Below are 20,480 nucleotides of genomic sequence, written 5' to 3' on the forward strand. Positions count from 1 at the left end.
CAGTTGATCTGCATAGGTTTAAGGGAGGATATACATAATGAAAAAAGGACGCTTGATTGCGTTTTTCCTTTTCGTTCTATTGATTGGCACGGGCCTAGGCTACTTTACGAAGCCTGCCGCAAACAATATTACGTTAGGATTGGATTTGCAAGGCGGATTTGAGGTGCTGTATGACGTACAGCCTGTAAAAAAAGGTGACAAAATCACAAAAGACGTTCTGGTCAGCACAGTAGAGGCTTTGAACCGCAGGGCGAATGTCCTCGGTGTCAGTGAACCGAACATCCAAATTGAAGGAAATAACCGGATTCGTGTTCAGCTCGCTGGTGTGACAAACCAAAACAGAGCGCGGGAAATTCTGGCGACTGAGGCTCAGCTTTCTTTCAGAGATGCAAATGATAAAGAATTGCTGAATGGTGCGGATCTTGTCGAAAACGGCGCACAACAAACTTATGATAGTACAACAAATGAACCGATTGTCACTATCAAATTGAAAGATGCTGATAAATTCGGAGAAGTGACGAAAAAGGTCATGAATATGGCGCCGAACAACCAGCTTGTTATTTGGCTGGATTACGAAAAAGGTGACTCCTTTAAAAAAGAAGTTCAGAAAGAGAACCCTAAATATGTTTCCGCTCCGAATGTAAGCCAGGAATTAAACACAAAAGATGTAAAAATCGAAGGGCATTTTAAAGTCCAGGAAGCGAAAGATTTAGCCAGCATTTTAAATGCCGGGGCGCTGCCTGTTAAACTGACTGAAAAATACTCAACATCAGTAGGCGCACAATTCGGACAGCAGGCGCTGCATGATACGGTACTTGCAGGTATTATCGGAATTGCTATTATTTTCCTATTTATGCTTTTTTATTACCGCCTGCCAGGATTGGTTGCGGTGATTACGCTATCAGTTTATGTTTACATTACACTCCAGATTTTTGACTGGATGAACGCTGTTCTCACTCTTCCGGGAATAGCCGCACTCATTTTAGGCGTCGGGATGGCTGTAGATGCCAACATCATCACCTATGAGCGGATTAAGGAAGAGCTTAAGCTAGGAAAATCCGTCCGTTCTGCCTTCCGCTCAGGAAACAGACGGTCATTTGCGACAATTTTTGACGCGAATATTACAACCATTATTGCAGCGGTTGTGCTTTTTGTCTTTGGGACAAGCTCTGTTAAAGGGTTTGCGACAATGCTGATTCTGTCAATTTTGACAAGCTTTATTACCGCAGTCTTCTTATCAAGATTTTTGCTCTCACTACTTGTGGAAAGCAGATGGTTAGACCGCAAAAAAGGCTGGTTTGGCGTCAAAAAGAAACATATTGTGGACATACAGGACACAGATGAAAATACAGAACCGCATACGCCGTTCCAAAAATGGGATTTTACGAGCAAGCGAAAATTATTCATTATTTTCTCAAGTGCAGTTACCATTGCCGGGATTATTATTCTGCTTGTGTTTAAACTGAATCTCGGCATTGACTTTGCGAGCGGCGCCCGGATTGAAGTGCAAAGTGACCATAAGCTGACGACAGAGCAGGTGGAGAAGGACTTTGCATCACTTGGCATGGAACCTGACACAGTTGTCTTGTCAGGGGAAAAGAGCAATATTGGTGTTGCCCGCTTTGTAGGGGTGCCTGATAAAGAAACCATTGCAAAAATAAAAAATTACTTTAAAGACAAGTACGGAGCCGAGCCGAATGTCAGCACGGTGTCACCTACTGTTGGTAAAGAGCTGGCGAGAAATGCATTGTACGCAGTAGCCATTGCTTCAATCGGAATCATTATTTACGTTTCCATCCGTTTCGAGTACAAAATGGCGATTGCTGCGATTGTTTCACTGCTTTATGATGCTTTCTTTATCGTTACATTTTTCAGCATTGCAAGGCTAGAGGTAGATGTTACCTTTATTGCGGCTGTCCTGACGATTGTCGGTTATTCGATAAACGATACAATCGTAACATTTGACAGGGTTCGCGAGCATATGAAAAAGCGCAAGCCGAAAACGTTTGCCGATTTGAACCATATCGTAAACCTAAGCTTGCAGCAGACCTTTACTAGATCCATTAATACTGTATTAACTGTAGTGATTGTTGTGATAACCCTGCTGATTTTTGGGGCATCTTCTATTACAAACTTCTCAATCGCCCTATTGGTTGGGCTGTTAACAGGTGTTTATTCATCCCTCTACATTGCCGCGCAAATTTGGCTTGTTTGGAAAGGGAAAGAATTAAAAAAAGGTACGGAACAATAGAGTAAATGATCAGGCTGTCCTTTATGGGCAGCCTGATTTTTTGGCGTTTAATTGATCTTAAAATAGACATTTGCTATAATGACATACGCTTACAATTAAACATATAAATGGTATGAAGAGGATTTATGACAGGTTTTCATATATGTGGGAGGGTTTGGCTATGAAGGTTCGCGAGTCGGAGCTGCCGGGTATCGGGCAAAAAGTTGAGATTGTCACGAGAAACCAAGATAAAATATCAATTATTATTCATGACGACGGCAGAAGAGAGCTATATTATTTTGATGAAAATGATCATGAAGAATGTGTGACATCCGTACAGTTTGATGATGCGGAAGCAAGGCAGATTTCTGCGATTCTGGGCGGGATGGCATATAAACCGAAAGCGTTAGAAACCGTGGAAGTAGCTCTTGACGATTTGATCATAGAATGGTTTAAAGCAGAAGCAGGAGCACCAGCCGTTCACAAGACCATCGGTGATTTGGACGTGCGGCAGGAATATCAAGCGACTGTCATTGCGATATTAAAAAAGAATCAGGCAAAGCAATTGAATCCAGGGTCTGAAACAGTGATAGAAGAAGGAGATACACTCGTCATCTCTGGAGAGAGAGAAGGACTGAAGAGGCTGATCCGTGAAAAGTTAACCGCATTGGGGGCTTGACCTCTCGTCAAGCCATGTTTAAAACGAATGTGAATAGGGAAACTAACCTCAATAAGTGAAGTTTGGGGGGGAATCGAATGAACAAACAATGGACGATTATATTTGCACTTATTTTTACATTGCTTGTCGCTGTTTTCGCAGTCATTAATGTAAGATCCGTAGAAGTTGATTACCTGTTTGGCAGATCAGAGTGGCCGCTTATTCTCGTCATTTTAGGTTCAGTACTGATGGGGGCGCTGATCGTTTTTTCTGCCGGGATTTTTCAAGTCATGAAATTAAAGAGAGAAATAAAAGCGTTGCGGAAAGAAAACAAAACCGCACAGGACGTGATACATAACAAAGAGGATGCTCATTTGAATGATGCCCAAGCCGACACACAGGATGCATCCGCCATTATTGAGAAAAAAGACTAGTTTTCGAATTATATTTGAAACCCCTCAGCCTGCTCTAGTATAATAGGGTGGTTGAGGGGTGAATTTATGTTAGCGTCAAAAATGCGATGGGAAATCCAGAGACCAGATCAGGAAAAGGTCAAATCACTCACAGAACAATTGGACATAACACCTCTTGTTGCGTCGCTGCTTGTAAAAAGAGGCTTTGATACGGCAGAAAGCGCGAGACTGTTTTTACATACAAAGGATGCCGAATTCTATGATCCCTATGAGATGAAGGGGATGAAAGAAGCGGTTGAACGAATAAAACAGGCGATTTCACAACAAGAACAGATTATGATATATGGCGATTATGATGCCGATGGAGTTACCAGTACGTCAGTGATGCTGCACACTTTGCAAAAGCTGTCGGCGCAAGTTGATTTTTATATACCTGACCGGTTTAAAGAAGGCTACGGCCCCAATGAACAGGCGTTTCGTTCGATTAAAGAACGAGGCTTCTCACTCATTATTACTGTTGATACGGGGATTGCCGCTGTCCATGAAGCGAAGGTAGCAAAGGAACTTGGCTTAGATGTTATCATTACCGACCACCATGAGCCTGGACCAGAGCTTCCGGATGTTCATGCGATCGTTCACCCGAAGCAGCCTGGCTGCACCTATCCTTTTAAGGAGCTTGCAGGAGTGGGAGTGGTGTTTAAGCTTGCCCACGCATTATTGGGCGGATGGCCAGATGAACTTCTTGACCTGGCGGCAATCGGCACCATTGCCGATCTAGTTCCGCTACATGATGAAAACAGATTAATTGCAACATTAGGCCTCGAAAAGCTCCGGCGGACGAACCGGCTTGGCTTAAAAGAGCTGATTAAGCTCTCAGGCGGAGACATCGGAGAAGCGAACGAAGAAACCGTCGGATTTCAGCTCGCACCGAGACTGAATGCAGTCGGAAGAATTGAACAGGCCGATCCTGCTGTTCATCTGTTGATGTCAGAGGATCCGTTTGAAGCCGAAGAGCTTGCCGCTGAAATTGATCAGCTTAATAAAGAACGGCAAAAGATGGTCAGCAAAATGACGGATGAAGCAATTGAAATGGTTGAACAAGATGGGCTTAATCAAACTGCGATTGTCGTGGCAAAAGCAGGGTGGAATCCCGGAGTCGTCGGAATTGTAGCTTCAAAGCTTGTAGACCGTTTTTACCGCCCGGCCATTGTCCTTGGAATTGATGAAGAAAAAGGGATCGCCAAAGGTTCGGCACGAAGCATCAGGGGATTTAATTTGTTTGAAAGCCTTTCTGAATGCAGAGATATTCTTCCGCACTTTGGAGGTCATCCAATGGCGGCTGGCATGACGCTGAATGCCGAGGATGTGCCGGAATTGCGGAACAGACTGAATGAGATAGCTGACAAAACGCTTACAGAAGAAGATTTTATTCCTGTACAGGAAGTAGACCTCGTATGCAGCGTGGAGGACATTACGGTTGAAAGCATCACAGAGATGAATCTGCTTTCTCCCTTCGGCATGCTGAACCCGAAACCGCATGTGATGGTAGAAAACGCAGTGCTGGAAGATGTCCGCAAAATCGGGGCGAATAAAAATCATGTCAAAATGACGATTAGAAACGATTCCTCCCAGCTTGACTGCGTCGGTTTCAATAAAGGCGAGCTTGAGGAAAATATTGTGCCCGGTTCAAAAATTTCAATTGTTGGTGAAATGTCGATCAACGAATGGAATAACAGAAAAAAACCTCAGCTGATGATCAAGGATGCGGCTGTTGCTGAATGGCAGCTGTTTGACTTAAGAGGAAAACGCACGTGGAAAGATACGGTTTCCGCCCTTCCGTCTGATAAACGAGTCATTGTCTCCTTCAAAGAAGAAACGAAAGTGCTTCTTCAGTCTGAAGATTTTCGCCATGACGTGCACGTTATCAGTTCTGAAGACCAAGCGAAGGCATGTGAACTTGACAATGCATATATTGTATTACTGGATTCTCCGCCTTCGCTGGACATGCTCGCACGTTTGCTGGAAGGCAAAACGCCTGAGCGGATTTACTTCATCTTTCTCAATCATGAGGAACACTTTTTATCATCTTTTCCGGCAAGAGACCACTTTAAATGGTATTATGCATTCTTGCTGAAAAGAGGCACTTTTGACTTGAATAAACACGGCTCAGAGCTTGCGAGGCATAAAGGCTGGTCCGTTGAAACAATCAATTTCATGACAAAGGTGTTTTTTGATCTCGGTTTTGTTAAAATAGAGAATGGTGTGCTGTCTGTAATAAGCGGAGCGAAAAAACGCGATTTAACAGACTCGCAAACATATCAAGCAAAACAGCAGCTGATGGAGCTGGATCAAAAGCTGAATTATTCTGCGGCTGAAGAGCTGAAGGAATGGCTGAATAAGCTGATGAAACAAGATTCAGAGGCTTATGAAAGTACGAGGAGGACATAAAACAGATGGATTTAAAACAATACGTAACAATTGTACCGGATTACCCGAAAGAGGGCGTGCAATTTAAAGATATTACGACACTGATGGATAAAGGCGATGTCTATCGCTATGCAACAGATCAAATTGTTGAATATGCGAAAGAAAAACAAATTGATTTGGTTGTCGGTCCAGAGGCACGCGGCTTTATTATCGGCTGTCCGGTTGCCTACGCGCTTGGCGTCGGTTTTGCACCGGTGCGCAAAGAAGGCAAATTGCCGCGTGAGGTCATCAAAGTGGATTACGGTTTGGAGTATGGAAAAGACGTATTAACGATCCACAAAGATGCGATTTTACCGGGCCAGCGTGTGCTTATTACAGATGACCTGCTTGCGACAGGCGGCACAATTGAAGCAACAATCAAACTTGTTGAGGAGCTTGGCGGCATTGTAGCTGGTATCGCTTTCTTAATCGAGCTTTCTTACCTTGATGGCAGAAATAAACTTGATAATTATGACATCTTAACATTAATGAAATACTAAAGTTAACCTCATAAAGGAAAAAGCACTCGATACAGGGTGCTTTTTTCCTATTGTTTTGCATTTATTTGATATATTATTTGGTGATTTGAACTTCTGCTCTTTACATCTATCGTTTTTTTCTTGATAATAAACTACAATACAGTTTACATTTTAAAAAAGGTGATTCCATGGCGAACGAACAAGTATTGACTGCCGAGCAAGTTATTGATAAAGCGCGCAGTTATCTATCCGATGAGCATATCGCATTTGTCGAAAAAGCATACCTGTACGCTGAAGATGCTCATCGCGAGCAATACCGCAAATCAGGTGAGCCTTACATTATTCATCCGATTCAAGTTGCGGGAATTCTCGTTGATCTTGAAATGGATCCATCCACAATCGCGGGCGGATTTCTGCATGATGTAGTGGAGGATACTGATGTGACGCTTGATGACCTGAAGGAAGCATTCTCCGAGGAAGTGGCAATGCTTGTGGACGGTGTAACGAAGCTCGGTAAAATTAAATATAAATCTCAAGAGGAACAGCAGGCGGAAAATCATCGCAAAATGTTTGTCGCTATGGCTCAAGATATACGGGTCATACTGATCAAGCTGGCGGATCGTCTTCACAATATGCGGACGCTGAAACATCTTCCCCAAGAAAAACAGCGGAGAATTTCTAATGAAACGCTGGAAATCTTTGCTCCTTTGGCTCATCGCCTCGGGATTTCAAAGATTAAATGGGAACTGGAAGATACAGCGCTCCGTTATTTGAATCCTCAGCAATATTACAGAATTGTCAACCTTATGAAGAAAAAACGCGCAGAACGCGAGCTTTATGTCGACGAGGTTGTCAATGAGGTGAAAAAACGCGTCGAAGAAGTCAACATTAAGGCTGACTTCTCAGGCCGGCCGAAGCATATTTACAGTATCTATAGAAAAATGGTGCTGCAAAATAAGCAATTCAACGAAATTTATGATCTGCTTGCTGTCCGGATTCTCGTGAACAGCATAAAGGACTGCTACGCGGTGCTCGGCATTATTCATACATGCTGGAAGCCGATGCCCGGCAGGTTCAAAGATTATATTGCAATGCCGAAGCCGAACATGTATCAATCGCTTCATACAACAGTTATAGGGCCTAAAGGCGACCCGCTGGAAGTGCAGATCCGCACCTTTGAAATGCATGAAATCGCGGAATACGGGGTTGCGGCTCACTGGGCTTATAAAGAAGGAAAAGCAGCGAGTGAAAGCGCAACATTTGAGAAAAAGCTTTCATGGTTCCGCGAAATTTTGGAATTCCAAAATGAATCAACAGATGCCGAAGAATTTATGGAATCGCTCAAAATCGATTTGTTCTCGGATATGGTGTACGTCTTTACGCCAAAAGGAGATGTCATCGAGCTTCCATCCGGTTCTGTCCCAATTGATTTCTCTTACCGGATTCACTCTGAAATCGGCAATAAAACAATCGGTGCGAAGGTCAACGGAAAAATGGTGACCCTTGACCATAAGCTCCGGACAGGTGATATCGTTGAAATTCTCACCTCCAAGCATTCCTATGGCCCGAGTCAGGATTGGGTGAAGCTTGCTCAAACCTCACAGGCGAAGCATAAAATCCGTCAATTCTTTAAGAAACAGCGGCGCGAAGAAAATGTCGAAAAAGGCCGTGAATTGGTTGAAAAAGAAATTAAAAATCTGGACTTTGAAGTGAAGGACGTCCTGACACCGGAGAACATCCAAAAAGTTGCAGATAAATTTAATTTCTCAAATGAAGAAGACATGTACGCAGCGGTCGGCTACAATGGCATCACAGCCCTGCAGGTGGCGAACCGGCTGACGGAAAAAGAAAGAAAACAGCGCGATCAGGAAGAACAAGAAAAAATTGTTCAGGATGTCACTGCTGAGACTAAACCGTATCCGCAAGGAAGAAAGCGTGAAGCTGGCGTTCGCGTCAAGGGGATTGACAATCTTCTTGTGCGTTTATCGAAATGCTGCAATCCTGTGCCTGGTGACCATATTGTCGGTTTCATTACAAAAGGCAGAGGGGTTTCCGTCCATCGCGACGACTGCCCGAATGTCAAAACGAATGAAGCGCAGGAGCGGCTGATTCCCGTAGAGTGGGAACATGAATCACAGGTGCAAAAACGCAAGGAATACAATGTTGAGATCGAGATTCTTGGGTATGACCGCCGCGGATTGCTTAACGAGGTGCTTCAGGCAGTGAATGAAACGAAAACAAATATTTCTTCTGTATCTGGCAAATCGGACCGCAACAAAGTGGCAACCATTCATATGGCTATTTTTATCCAAAACATCAATCATCTGCATAAAGTCGTCGAGCGCATTAAGCAAATAAGGGATATATATTCTGTGCGCCGCGTCATGAATTAAAGGAGTCAGAAAATGAAATTAGTCGTTCAGCGAGTAACAGAAGCAAGCGTAACCGTTGATGGAGATGTGATCGGCCAAATTGGACAAGGTATTATGGTTCTGGTTGGCATCACTCACGATGATACAGAAGAGGATGCCGTTTACTTAGCAGAAAAAATGGTGAATCTTCGCATTTTCGATGACAGTGATGGAAAAATGAATTTGTCGCTTCTGGATACAGGCGGAGAGGTTTTGTCTGTTTCACAGTTTACGCTTTACGGAGATACGAGAAAAGGACGGCGCCCGAACTACATGAACGCCGCAAAACCTGATAAGGCTTTGGGCCTTTATGAAAAATGGAATGACTTGCTTCGTGAAAAAGGAATCAAGGTAGAAACCGGAAAATTCGGCGCTATGATGGATGTAAAGCTCACAAACTCCGGACCGGTTACATTGATTATGGATTCAAAATAAAAAAAGCTGCCAAAAGGCAGCTTTTTTTATTGAAAATATTTCTCCAATCCGCTCTCGATTCCATCTGTTACTTTTTCTTGGTATGAATTGCTATGTACAATGGCTTCTTCTTGCGGATGGCTTACGTATCCTAGCTCGTACAACATAGCGGGCTGTTTGTTTTCGCGGAGCACATAATAATCTCCGAATAATACACCGCGGTCAGGAATTGAAGATCGCTTAACCACTTCAGAGTGTACATCGGATGCCAGTTCCTGATCCTTTGCAGGACTGTAGTAATAAGCTGTGCTGCCTCTTGTAGAAGTATCCGCAAAGCTGTCGTAATGAATGCTGATAAAGGCGTCTGCGTTGCGGTAATGAGACGTCGAGACTCGTGACTGTAAGCTGACAAATGTATCATCCTGCCGTGTCACATACACGTCTGCTCCTGCTGATCTAAGTTTGCTGGCCAGCAGTTGCGCCGTTTTGATCGTCAGTTTTTTCTCGAATTGGCCTGAATAGCCGATTGTTCCGCTGTCTTTTCCTCCATGCCCCGGATCGACAACAATCGCTTTATTTTTCAGCGACCCGCTTCCGGAAGCGGAATCAGCGACAGGCGGCTCCCCGGATTCTTCAGCGCTTTTAGACGTCTGTACCACCCAATTGGCGACATAAGCGGTCTGTCCATTGTCAAGTTTCACTTCATACCAGCTGCCCTTTGATCCGGTAATGGTGTACGCATCGCCTTTGGCTGTGCGTTTAACGATAGAAGCTGACGTTGAGGCATCGCTTCTTAAATTCGTACCTTCGTATACGATATAGGCTTTTTTGGTACTGTCTGAACTGCTGACATCAGCTGAATTTTCATCCGGGTGAGAACTGGTCACAATGTAATGGCTTGCGACCCAGCCTTTTAGCCCGTTCACTTCAATATGGAGCCAGCCGTTTTTCTCTTCGAGGATTGTAAGTTTCGTTCCTCGTGAAAGTTTTGTTATAATCGCTGCATCATGTGAATCGGAGCCTCTGACATTCAGTGAAGAAACGCCAACCGTTCCCGTTGTTGAACCAGATGATTCTGTCTGATCACTTTCCTTAGACGCTGAACTGCCGCTGCCTGATGTGACGTATTCGGAAGATACCCATCCGGTGGAATTTCGATATGAAATCTTGACCCAGCCGGAATCCTTTTCAATCACTGAGGCTTGGCTGCCCTGCGGGAATTTGCCGATGACTTCGTATGAAGTACCAGGGCCTGTTCTCATCCGTAAATCGGGATCTGTTGATGTAACAGTTTTACTGCTGTCAGTGGAGCTTGTGCCTGCCTGTTTTTCCTTAGTAATTAGCCAGGAGACAACCCACCCTTTATCTCCGGAACCAAGCTGTATTTGCACCCAGTCTCCGTCTTCCTTCAAGATGGGGTAGCGTTCTCCTTTTTTCACCTCCGCCATGATGCCGTAGCTAAGTCCCGGGCCGCTTCTGACGTTCATTTCATCTGTTGCGATGACCGCTTCTCCCTGAGCGGCTGTAACGGCAGAAAAAGGCGGAAAAAGCGCCCCGGTGACGATAATACATACAATAAGAACAAAGTGTTTCTTGCTCATTGTGTCCTCCTTTCTAATGATCTAAAAAAAAGCATTCTTTCTTAATATCGTAAAGTCCTTTCTGATTTTTAAATAAAAATAAAATGATTTGTTTATACTAGGCATAAATACAATGAAAAAGGTGTGCAAATCATGAAATATCATCCAAAAATGGGGCGTGCATTTCACGACGGCGAAGGAAACCTGCATTTCAGTGATCATGCCGATCCAGATACAATTGGTTATCTCACTGAAACGGCAACTGAATTTGGTCTTATGTCCAAAGAAGCATCACAGCAGAAAAACAACCGGAATAAAGCTTGACAGAGTACAGCAATGACATTATTATAATAGAAATCGAGTACATAATAAAAAATAATTAAACTGCTGAACCAATAATGGAGAAGAGTAGGTCAGATTGCATGGCTAGAGAGGAACCGCCCCAGGCTGAAAGCGGATCCCATTGCGTCTTTCTCGAAACAACACTCCGGAGGTTTCCTGCTGAACGCGTGATATCGTCATTAGGCAGTGAACGTGAACCTGCGTTAAAGGATCGAGCGGGAATACGAAAATATTCCAACTAGGGTGGCACCACGGGTATAACTCTCGTCCCTACTATAAGTGTATAGTAGGGGCGGGAGTTTTTTTCATTTTCATCATTGACGATAAATGTATATTTTATAAGGAATACATAGGAGGTCTACACATGGGATATAACATTCCAAGAGGAACACAAGATATTCTGCCTGGAGAATCAGAGCGCTGGCAGTATGTTGAACAAATCATGAGAGACACTTGCCGAACTTATCAATATAAAGAAATCCGCACGCCGATTTTTGAGCATACAGAACTGTTCGCCAGAGGCGTCGGGGAGTCTACGGATATTGTGCAAAAAGAAATGTACACCTTCCAGGACCGCAAAGGCAGAAGCCTGACGCTTCGCCCCGAGGGAACTGCTGCAACAGTTCGCGCTTTTAATGAAAATAAATTATTTGCAAATCCTGTTCAGCCGACAAAGCTGTATTATGTCGGGCCGATGTTCCGTTACGAACGTCCGCAGACGGGCCGTTACCGCCAGTTTTATCAGTTTGGAATCGAAGCGATTGGTTCGAAAGACCCTGCAATAGATGCTGAAGTAATGGCGCTGGCGATGGGTATTTACCAGAAGGCCGGCTTGAAAAACGTCAAGCTTGTGATAAACAGTCTTGGCGATCGGGACAGCCGCAAAAGCTACAGAGAAGCGCTCGTGAAACACTTTGAGCCGCGCATCGAGGAATTTTGTTCAGACTGTCAGTCACGCCTGCACACCAACCCGCTCAGAATTTTGGATTGCAAAAAGGACCGGGATCATGAGCTGATGAAATCGGCACCTTCTATTCTTACTTACTTAAATGAAGAATCAGCCGCTTATTTTGAAAAAGTGAAGCAATATTTAAACGATCTCGGCATTTCCTATGAAATTGATCCTAACCTTGTGAGAGGGCTGGATTATTATAACCATACCGCATTTGAAATCATGAGCAATGCGGAGGGCTTTGGTGCGATTACAACGCTTGCCGGCGGCGGACGCTATGACGGATTGGTCGAACAAATCGGCGGACCAGAGGCGCCCGGCATCGGATTTGCGATGAGCATTGAACGCCTGCTTGCCGCAATTGATGCTGAAAAAAGAGAACTGCCTGTTGACCAGGGAATTGACTGCTATATCGTGACGCTTGGCGAAAAAGCGAAGGATTATTCCGTTTCGCTGGTGTACAAACTGAGAGAGGCCGGCATTTCCAGTGAGATTGATTACGAAAATAAGAAAATGAAAGGCCAGTTTAAAACAGCTGACCGCCTCAATGCCAGATTTATTGCGATTTTGGGAGAGGATGAACTTGCTCAAAACAAAATCAATGTAAAGGATGCAAAAACAGGCGAACAGATTGAAGTGGCTCTTGATGAATTTATACATGTGATGAAAGCAAACCAAAAGGGATAAGGAGTGGAACGCATTGTTTGGAAGAACATATTATTGCGGCGAAATGACTGAAAAAGCAATTGGCGAATCTGTAACGCTGAAAGGCTGGGTCCAAAAAAGACGGGACCTCGGCGGATTGATTTTTATTGACTTGCGTGACCGTACGGGTATTGTTCAAGTCGTTTTTAACCCTGATGTATCAAAAGAAGCACTTGCTATTGCGGAAGGCATCAGAAACGAATACGTTCTAGATATTCAAGGAAAAGTGGTTGCGCGCGAAGAAGGCACAGTGAATCAGAATTTGAAAACAGGCGCGATTGAAATTCACGCTGATGCAGTGACTGTATTGAGTGCGGCGAAGACACCTCCGTTTGCTATTTCTGATCAAGCGGAAGACGTATCAGAGGATGTTCGTTTAAAACACCGTTACTTAGATTTGCGCAGACCGGCTATGTTTCAAACAATGCAGATGCGCCATAACGTGACAAGAGCTGCTCGGAGCTTTTTAGATGAAAACGGGTTTCTTGATATTGAAACGCCTATTTTAACCAAAAGCACACCTGAGGGCGCACGTGATTACTTGGTGCCGAGCCGTGTACATGAAGGTGAGTTCTATGCGCTGCCTCAATCTCCGCAGCTATTTAAACAGCTTCTGATGGTCTCAGGTGTGGAACGCTATTATCAAATTGCCCGCTGCTTCCGCGATGAGGACCTGCGTGCGGACCGCCAGCCTGAGTTTACGCAAATCGATATTGAAATGTCCTTTATGAGCCAGGAAGACATCATGTCATTGGCTGAGGATATGATGGCAAAGATTATGCGGGAAACGAAAGGTGTGGAACTCAAGCTTCCTCTTCCTCGAATGACGTATGACGAGGCGATGAACAAATACGGCTCTGATAAACCGGATACTCGCTTTGACATGCTTTTAACAGATGTGTCTGACATTGTAAAAGATACTGAATTTAAGGTGTTCTCATCAGCTGTGGCAAACGGCGGTGTAGTCAAAGCCATCAACGTAAAAGGCGGAGCCGGCGATTACTCAAGAAAAGACATTGATGCTCTAGGCGCGTTTGCCGCAAATTACGGAGCGAAAGGACTTGCTTGGGTGAAGGTCGAAGCGGACGGAGTGAAAGGCCCAATCGCCAAATTCTTTGATGATGAAAAGCAGTCTAAGCTAATTGAAGCGCTTGAAGCCGCTGAGGGTGACTTGCTGCTGTTCGGAGCGGATAAATTCGAAGTTGTTGCCGCATCACTCGGCGCCCTGCGCTTAAAGCTTGGGAAAGAACGCGGACTCATTGACGAAAACCTCTTCAATTTCTTATGGGTGATTGACTGGCCGCTTTTAGAGCATGATGCGGAGGAAGGCCGTTTTTACGCAGCGCACCATCCGTTTACAATGCCTGTCCGTGAAGACCTTGAGCTGATTGAAACAGCGCCTGAGGACATGAAAGCGCAAGCCTATGACCTCGTCTTAAACGGCTATGAGCTTGGCGGCGGATCGATCCGTATTTTTGAAAAGGATATTCAGGAAAAAATGTTTACACTGCTTGGTTTCACAAAAGAAGAAGCAGCCGAACAGTTTGGATTCCTTCTTGAGGCATTTGAATACGGCGCTCCTCCGCACGGCGGAATCGCGCTTGGCTTAGACCGTCTCGTCATGCTTCTTGCCGGCCGGACGAATTTGAGAGATACCATCGCCTTTCCGAAAACGGCAAGTGCAAGCTGTCTGATGACAGATGCGCCGGGAGAAGTAAGCGACGCACAGCTTGATGAGCTTCATCTTTCTATCAAATCAAAAGTAAAGAACTGAATGTGCAGTTCCATTCTTGAAAATCAAAATCGTCTGTGATATGATTTTGACAAGTTAAATAAAGTCCTGATGTGTTAGTTGTACACCTAGTTTTGACCGAACATTTTTTTGATTTGGGAGCCCGCATTTTTAAATGGCGTACATGCCTCTTTTTCATTCGGTAAAGAGGACTTACAAGATTTAAAAGAGGGCACCCACCTGCTGAGAGCGGGTTCAAAACAAAGGAAAGCTGCAACGGCACAATTGGGACTTTATTTTTTATGCGCAGAAAAAACGGCTGTCTGTGTAACAGCCATTGATCATATGAAAAACCAGATTACGAATGTGGAGTGAGGTTCTTGTTACACCAGTTTTCACGCAATGAATTAGCTATTGGAAAAGAAGGCCTTGAAACGCTGAAAAACAGCACAGTTGCTGTGCTCGGAGTTGGGGGCGTCGGATCGTTCGCAGCGGAGGCGCTTGCACGTTCAGGCGTCGGGCGCATCCTGCTTGTTGATAAGGATGACGTGGACATTACAAACGTAAACCGTCAGCTTCACGCTCTTCTTTCTACTGTCGGTCAGCCGAAAGTGGATTTAATGAAAGCGCGGATTGCGGACATTAACCCTGAGTGTGAAGTGATTTCTTTAAAAATGTTCTATACGGAAGAAACGTATGAGCAATTCTTTGAGTATAACCTTGACTATGTGATTGATGCGTCAGACACCATTCATTATAAAATCCATTTAATGAAAGAATGCCTGAAACGTGATATTCCGCTGATCTCCAGCATGGGTGCTGCGAACAAGACAGACCCGACACGTTTCCAAATCGCTGATATTTCTAAAACGCATACTGACCCGATCGCAAAGGTGGTTCGTACAAGACTCCGTAAAGAAGGCATCAAAAAGGGCGTTCAAGTCATTTTCTCCGATGAAAGCCCGATTGTGATTCGGGAAGACGTCAGAAAAGAAGTCGGAAATGACGATGCGAAAATTCGCAAAGCCAAAATGCCGCCGTCCTCTAATGCTTTTGTGCCGTCTGTTGCGGGATTGATTATGGGTGGTCATGTTGTCATGGATCTTTTGAAAGAGATTGAAATCAAACGCGTGAAGGATAAATAATGGAATAAAAAACAGCCTTGAAGCATATTCAAGGCTGTTTTTTTATTTTCTTTTTACTAATTTATCGTACACCTGCTTTAACGCAGCTTCAAATTTACCAGTCTGCTTCGGTTTGTAATATTGCTTGTTCTTTAAAGGATCAGGGAGGTACTGCTGTTCAACCCATCCATTTTCATAATTATGAGGGTATTTATAGTCGATGCCTCTTCCTAGTTCCTGTGCCCCTTTATAATGCGCGTCTTTTAAATGTTTTGGGACATCGCCGATTTTTCCTGCTCTGATGTCCGCGAGCGCTTCATCGATTGCTAAAATAGCTGAATTGGATTTCGGCGAGAGGCAGAGCTCAATGACCGCATTGGCCAGCGGTATGCGCGCTTCAGGGAACCCAATCCATTCGGCGGTCTGAACTGCGTGCAGCACCCTCGGCCCTGCTTGCGGGCTGGCTAAGCCGATATCTTCATAGGCGATAACCAACAGTCTTCTCGCGATGCTTTCCAAGTCCCCCGCTTCAATTAATCTAGCTAAATAATGAAGAGCGGCATTGGCATCAGAGCCGCGGATCGATTTTTGAAAGGCGGACAATACGTCATAATGCGCATCACCGTCTTTATCGTGAGAAAAACTCTTTTTCTGCAGGCATTCTTCCGCAGTCTCTAATGTAATGTGAATCACGCCGTCCGCAGACTCCTTGGTTGACAATACAGCAAGCTCAAGCGCATTTAAAGCGGAACGGACATCTCCCCCGCATCCTTGGGCAAAATGCTCCATCGCCTGATCATCAATAGAAACGGAGTATGTGCCAAGCCCCCGGTGCTCATCATGAAGAGCCCGCTCCAAAGCCTGTTTAATCAATTCAGGTGTTAATGGCTCAAGCTCAAAAATCTGCGTGCGGCTTCTGATGGCCGGATTAATGGCATGATATGGATTAGCTGTAGTGGCGCCGATTAAAATAATCATGCCATTTTCTAAATAAGGCAATAGAAAATCCTGTTTTCCTTTATCAAGTCTGTGGACTTCATCCAAAATCAAAATGACCTGGCCAGACATTTTGGCTTCTTGAGCTACGATCTCCATATCCTTTTTATTGTTAATAACGGCATTCAGCTTGCGGAAAGCAATACTTGTTGAACCGGCGATTGCCGTTGCGATTGAGGTTTTTCCAATTCCGGGCGGCCCGTACAAAATCATCGATGACAAATGTTTTGCCTGAACCATTCTGCCGATAATTTTATCTTCAGCCACCAGATGCTGCTGGCCGATAATATCCTCTATTTTCGTCGGACGCATCCGATACGCCAATGGCTTCATCATCATCTCTCCTTACTTAATTACAGGGTAACGGAAAACCGGAAATTAGAAAAGGGGGAAGCCGCGTTTCCGCCGGCTTCCATGAAAATTCGAACAAGGTATGCTATAATAGCAGTTGGTCTATTATTTAATAAACGGACGAATTATATAGAAATTACCATTATATATGTGGAAAATCATGAAATAACAGAGGTGTTCATGTTGAAAATATCAACTAAAGGAAGATACGGTCTCACCATTATGATTGAGCTCGCGAAAAAGCATGGTGAAGGCCCGACTTCATTAAAAAGCATCGCACAGACAAATAATCTGTCAGAGCATTATTTAGAGCAGCTGGTTTCACCGCTCAGAAATGCCGGCTTAGTCAAAAGCATCAGAGGCGCATACGGCGGATACGTATTAGGCAGTGAGCCGGATGCCATTACTGCTGGAGACATCATCCGCGTGCTTGAAGGTCCGATCAGCCCTGTGGAAGTGCTCGAAGACGAGGAGCCTGCCAAGCGGGAGCTGTGGATCCGCATTCGTGACGCTGTGAAAGAAGTGTTAGATAGCACAACATTAGAGGACCTTGCCAGCTACACAGATGGAGAGCAAGAAGCCTATATGTTCTATATTTAAATCAGAGGTGTAAAACAAAATGGAACGGATTTATTTGGATCACGCCGCAACGTCTCCGATGGATGATCGCGTGCTGGAGAAAATGATACCGCATTTCTCCGGAAATTTCGGCAATCCATCAAGCATTCATTCATTTGGAAGGGAATCACGCAAATGGGTGGACGAAGCAAGAGCGCAGATTGCAGCTGAAATTGGTGCGGCAGAACAGGAAATTATATTCACTAGCGGGGGAACGGAAGCCGACAACTTAGCGATAATGGGAACTGCGCTTGCCAGAAAAGATCAGGGAAAACATATAATCACGACAAAAATTGAGCATCACGCCGTGCTTCACACATGTGAAAAACTGGAGGAAGACGGATTTGAAGTGACGTATCTGGATGTTGATGAAAACGGCAGAGTCAGTGCAAATCAGGTGAAAGAAGCACTACGTGATAATACAATCCTTGTGACAGTGATGTATGGAAATAACGAAGTCGGAACTGTGCAGCCGATCGATGAAATCGGCCAGCTGCTGAAGGAACACACGGCTTATTTTCATACCGATGCTGTTCAGGCATTCGGGTTTTTTCCAATTGATGTGAAAAGCAGCCATATTGACCTTCTGTCTGTTTCTGGGCACAAGCTCAACGGGCCAAAAGGGACTGGCTTTTTATATGCAAGTAAGGATGTAAAGCTTTCTCCGCTGTTATTCGGAGGAGAGCAAGAAAGAAAACGCCGTGCCGGAACAGAAAATGTTCCGGGAATTGTCGGGCTGAAAGAAGCGGTCAAGCTGTCGGGCGAAGAACGGGACGAAAAAAACGAGAAGTATCAATCGTTTAAAACAATTATAGCCGGCACGCTTAAGGATGCCGGTGTGGCATTCGAGATCAATGGAGATCAAGAGCATAGCCTTCCGCATGTCATGAACCTTTATTTTCCTGGTGTATCTGTGGAGGCACTGCTGGTAAATCTTGATATGGCGGGAGTCGCGGTTTCTAGCGGATCAGCGTGCACCGCTGGTTCAGTCCTGCCGTCACACGTTCTTACTGCCATGTTCGGTGAAGAGAGCGACCGGCTGACGTCCTCAATTCGAATCAGCTTTGGCCTCGGCAATACGGCTGAGCAAGTGAAAACCGCTGCCGAACATGTGGCTGCCGTTGTAAAGCGGCTGACACAATAAGGCGGACTTAATTATTGGAGTGAATGAAATGGAAAAACGGCCGGAGGATACAAGAGTCGTTGTCGGCATGTCCGGCGGAGTAGACTCATCTGTGGCGGCTCTGCTGTTAAAAGAACAGGGCTATGATGTGATCGGAATCTTTATGAAAAACTGGGATGATACGGACGAAAACGGTTTCTGCACGGCGACAGAGGATTATGAAGATGTGATCCGCGTCTGCAATCAAATTGGAATTCCGTACTATGCCGTTAATTTTGAAAAGCAATATTACGAGAAGGTATTTCAATACTTCCTCGATGAATATAAAGCAGGCAGAACACCAAACCCGGATGTGCTGTGCAACAAAGAAATTAAATTCAAGGCATTTTTGGAGCATGCACTGTCACTTGGCGCCGATTATTTAGCGACTGGCCACTATGCAAGGGTCGACAGAAGCGGCGGCAAAGTCAGAATGCTGCGCGGCATTGATGAAAACAAAGATCAAACGTACTTCTTGAATCAGCTGACAGAAGATACGCTAAGCAAAGTCATGTTCCCGATCGGCGAGCTTCAAAAAAGCCGTGTGCGTGAAATTGCCAAAGAAGCAGATCTGGCAACGGCGGCGAAAAAAGACAGTACAGGCATCTGTTTTATCGGCGAACGCAATTTCAAAACATTCCTCAGTCAATATCTCCCTGCGCAGCCGGGTGATATGATGACGATGGACGGTGAAGTAAAAGGACGCCACGACGGATTAATGTACTACACGATCGGTCAGCGTCACGGCCTTGGAATCGGCGGAAGCGGCGAGCCCTGGTTTGCGGTCGGTAAAGATCTTGAAAAGAACATCCTTTACGTCGACCAAGGGTTCCACAACCCGCTCCTCTACTCCGATAAAATCACAGCGACTAATATTAGCTGGGTTCGTTCGGATATAATGGATGGCAAAGAAATTTCCTGCACAGCCAAATTCCGTTACCGTCAAGAAGACCATAAAGTTACGGTTCGAATGACTGGGGAAGGCGAAGCGGAGGTTATTTTCGACGAGCAGGTTCGTGCTGTCACACCGGGACAAGCCGTTGTCTTCTATGATGGCGAAGAATGCCTTGGCGGCGGAACCATTGATGACGTATATAAAGACGGAACAAAACTGTGGTATGTATAAAATGAAAAAACCTCAACAGCGAGTTGGGGTTTTTTAATGAAAGGAAGATGACTGTGGATTACAATGAAGCCGGTATAGCGGCAATGCAGGAAGGCGATTACGAACAAGCGGCAGAGGCTTTTACAAAAGCGATTGAAGAAAACAAAGAAGACGCAATTCCGTATATTAACTTTGCGAACCTGCTTTCATCCGTAAATGAACTGGAACGAGCGCTTGCGTTTTATGAAAAAGCGCTTGACTTAGACAGCAGCGCCGCCACTGCTTATTATGGAGCAGGAAATGTCTATGTCGTAAAAGAAATGTACAAAGAAGCGAAAGACATGTTTGAAAAAGCGTTGCGTGCCGGAATGGAGAATGGCGATCTTTTCTACATGCTCGGAACGGTTCTCGTAAAGCTTGAGCAGCCTAAGCTCGCCCTGCCATATTTACAAAGAGCGGTCGAGCTGAATGAAGACGATACAGAAGCGCGTTTCCAATTCGGGATGTGCTTGGCGAACGAAGGCATGCTGGACGAAGCACTCAGCCAGTTCGAAGCTGTAACAGAGCAAGACCCGGGGCACGCGGATGCGTTTTATAATTCCGGTGTCGCTTATGCTTATAAAGAAAATCGTGAAAAAGCGCTTGAAATGCTGGACAAGGCAATCGAAATCCAGCCGGATCATATGCTGGCGCTTCATGCAAAAAAACTAATCGACCCATCATAAAAAGCTCAGGAGGAGGG

The 20,480-nt window shown here is 44.9% G+C and carries 17 protein-coding genes, 1 other RNA gene and 1 other annotated feature; of the genes, 16 read left to right on the forward strand and 2 right to left on the reverse strand.

Annotation, left to right across the window (positions count from 1 at the left end; genetic code table 11):
* Positions 1 to 37: 37 nt before the first annotated feature.
* The 7 genes from secDF (at position 38) to dtd (ending at position 9,092) form a co-directional block, all read left to right on the forward strand.
* Positions 38 to 2,251 carry a protein translocase subunit SecDF gene (gene secDF / locus V6D42_RS01680; protein WP_333512190.1) on the forward strand — a complete coding sequence of 738 codons (2,214 nt, stop codon included), beginning with the start codon at positions 38 to 40 and terminating at the stop codon, positions 2,249 to 2,251.
* 160 nt (positions 2,252 to 2,411) lie between these two features.
* Complete coding sequence (locus tag V6D42_RS01685; protein WP_010335126.1) at positions 2,412 to 2,909, forward strand: cation:proton antiporter regulatory subunit; 498 nt, start codon at positions 2,412 to 2,414, stop codon at positions 2,907 to 2,909.
* Positions 2,910 to 2,986: 77 nt separating this feature from the next.
* Positions 2,987 to 3,322: a LapA family protein gene (locus V6D42_RS01690; protein WP_333512191.1), complete on the forward strand. Its 336-nt coding sequence runs from the start codon at positions 2,987 to 2,989 to the stop codon at positions 3,320 to 3,322.
* A 66-nt stretch (positions 3,323 to 3,388) separates the two neighbouring features.
* Positions 3,389 to 5,749 (forward strand): single-stranded-DNA-specific exonuclease RecJ, encoded by a 2,361-nt coding sequence (gene recJ / locus V6D42_RS01695; protein ID WP_333512192.1) that lies wholly within the window; start codon positions 3,389 to 3,391, stop codon positions 5,747 to 5,749.
* A 5-nt stretch (positions 5,750 to 5,754) separates the two neighbouring features.
* The gene (locus V6D42_RS01700; protein WP_010335123.1) at positions 5,755 to 6,267 is read left to right on the forward strand and encodes an adenine phosphoribosyltransferase; all 513 of its coding nucleotides are present in this window, start codon (positions 5,755 to 5,757) and stop codon (positions 6,265 to 6,267) included.
* Between the two features lie 167 nt (positions 6,268 to 6,434).
* Entirely contained in the window at positions 6,435 to 8,639 is a 2,205-nt protein-coding gene (gene relA, locus V6D42_RS01705) for a GTP diphosphokinase (protein WP_333512193.1), read from the forward strand.
* Positions 8,640 to 8,651: 12 nt separating this feature from the next.
* Positions 8,652 to 9,092 carry a D-aminoacyl-tRNA deacylase gene (dtd, locus tag V6D42_RS01710; protein ID WP_333512194.1) on the forward strand — a complete coding sequence of 147 codons (441 nt, stop codon included), beginning with the start codon at positions 8,652 to 8,654 and terminating at the stop codon, positions 9,090 to 9,092.
* Positions 9,093 to 9,118: 26 nt separating this feature from the next.
* Here the strand turns inward: dtd and V6D42_RS01715 are convergent, their stop codons facing one another.
* A complete protein-coding gene (locus tag V6D42_RS01715) occupies positions 9,119 to 10,672 on the reverse strand; it encodes an SH3 domain-containing protein (protein ID WP_333512195.1) in 1,554 nt (517 codons plus the stop codon).
* Between the two features lie 132 nt (positions 10,673 to 10,804).
* Between V6D42_RS01715 and V6D42_RS01720 the strand changes: the two genes are divergently transcribed.
* The 5 genes from V6D42_RS01720 (at position 10,805) to V6D42_RS01740 (ending at position 15,527) form a co-directional block, all read left to right on the forward strand.
* Positions 10,805 to 10,975 carry a YrzK family protein gene (locus V6D42_RS01720; protein ID WP_010335119.1) on the forward strand — a complete coding sequence of 57 codons (171 nt, stop codon included), beginning with the start codon at positions 10,805 to 10,807 and terminating at the stop codon, positions 10,973 to 10,975.
* A gap of 62 nt (positions 10,976 to 11,037) precedes the next feature.
* Positions 11,038 to 11,268 (forward strand) — a binding site (T-box leader).
* A gap of 89 nt (positions 11,269 to 11,357) precedes the next feature.
* Positions 11,358 to 12,632: a histidine--tRNA ligase gene (gene hisS, locus V6D42_RS01725; protein ID WP_326191013.1), complete on the forward strand. Its 1,275-nt coding sequence runs from the start codon at positions 11,358 to 11,360 to the stop codon at positions 12,630 to 12,632.
* A 13-nt stretch (positions 12,633 to 12,645) separates the two neighbouring features.
* Complete coding sequence (gene aspS, locus V6D42_RS01730) at positions 12,646 to 14,424, forward strand: aspartate--tRNA ligase (protein ID WP_229146651.1); 1,779 nt, start codon at positions 12,646 to 12,648, stop codon at positions 14,422 to 14,424.
* 60 nt (positions 14,425 to 14,484) lie between these two features.
* Positions 14,485 to 14,678: non-coding RNA, 6S RNA (gene ssrS, locus V6D42_RS01735), on the forward strand.
* Positions 14,679 to 14,762: 84 nt separating this feature from the next.
* Positions 14,763 to 15,527 carry a tRNA threonylcarbamoyladenosine dehydratase gene (locus tag V6D42_RS01740; RefSeq protein ID WP_229146653.1) on the forward strand — a complete coding sequence of 255 codons (765 nt, stop codon included), beginning with the start codon at positions 14,763 to 14,765 and terminating at the stop codon, positions 15,525 to 15,527.
* A gap of 42 nt (positions 15,528 to 15,569) precedes the next feature.
* Here V6D42_RS01740 and V6D42_RS01745 read toward each other — a convergent pair whose 3' ends face one another.
* A complete protein-coding gene (locus V6D42_RS01745; protein ID WP_333512196.1) occupies positions 15,570 to 16,835 on the reverse strand; it encodes a replication-associated recombination protein A in 1,266 nt (421 codons plus the stop codon).
* Positions 16,836 to 17,036: 201 nt separating this feature from the next.
* On the opposite strand from V6D42_RS01745, the gene cymR reads away from it, so the two are divergent.
* The 4 genes from cymR to V6D42_RS01765 all read left to right on the forward strand — a co-directional run bounded on the left by cymR (position 17,037) and on the right by V6D42_RS01765 (position 20,463).
* Entirely contained in the window at positions 17,037 to 17,453 is a 417-nt protein-coding gene (gene cymR, locus V6D42_RS01750) for a cysteine metabolism transcriptional regulator CymR (protein ID WP_003225879.1), read from the forward strand.
* A gap of 19 nt (positions 17,454 to 17,472) precedes the next feature.
* Entirely contained in the window at positions 17,473 to 18,615 is a 1,143-nt protein-coding gene (locus tag V6D42_RS01755) for a cysteine desulfurase family protein (protein ID WP_333512197.1), read from the forward strand.
* Positions 18,616 to 18,643: 28 nt separating this feature from the next.
* Positions 18,644 to 19,759 carry a tRNA 2-thiouridine(34) synthase MnmA gene (gene mnmA, locus V6D42_RS01760; protein WP_010335113.1) on the forward strand — a complete coding sequence of 372 codons (1,116 nt, stop codon included), beginning with the start codon at positions 18,644 to 18,646 and terminating at the stop codon, positions 19,757 to 19,759.
* Between the two features lie 83 nt (positions 19,760 to 19,842).
* The gene (locus V6D42_RS01765; protein ID WP_442893190.1) at positions 19,843 to 20,463 is read left to right on the forward strand and encodes a tetratricopeptide repeat protein; all 621 of its coding nucleotides are present in this window, start codon (positions 19,843 to 19,845) and stop codon (positions 20,461 to 20,463) included.
* The last annotated feature ends 17 nt before the right edge of the window (positions 20,464 to 20,480 follow it).

Source organism: Bacillus sp. 0909A (genome assembly GCF_036765115.1).
GTDB classification, from domain to species: Bacteria; Bacillota; Bacilli; order Bacillales; family Bacillaceae; genus Bacillus; species Bacillus mojavensis.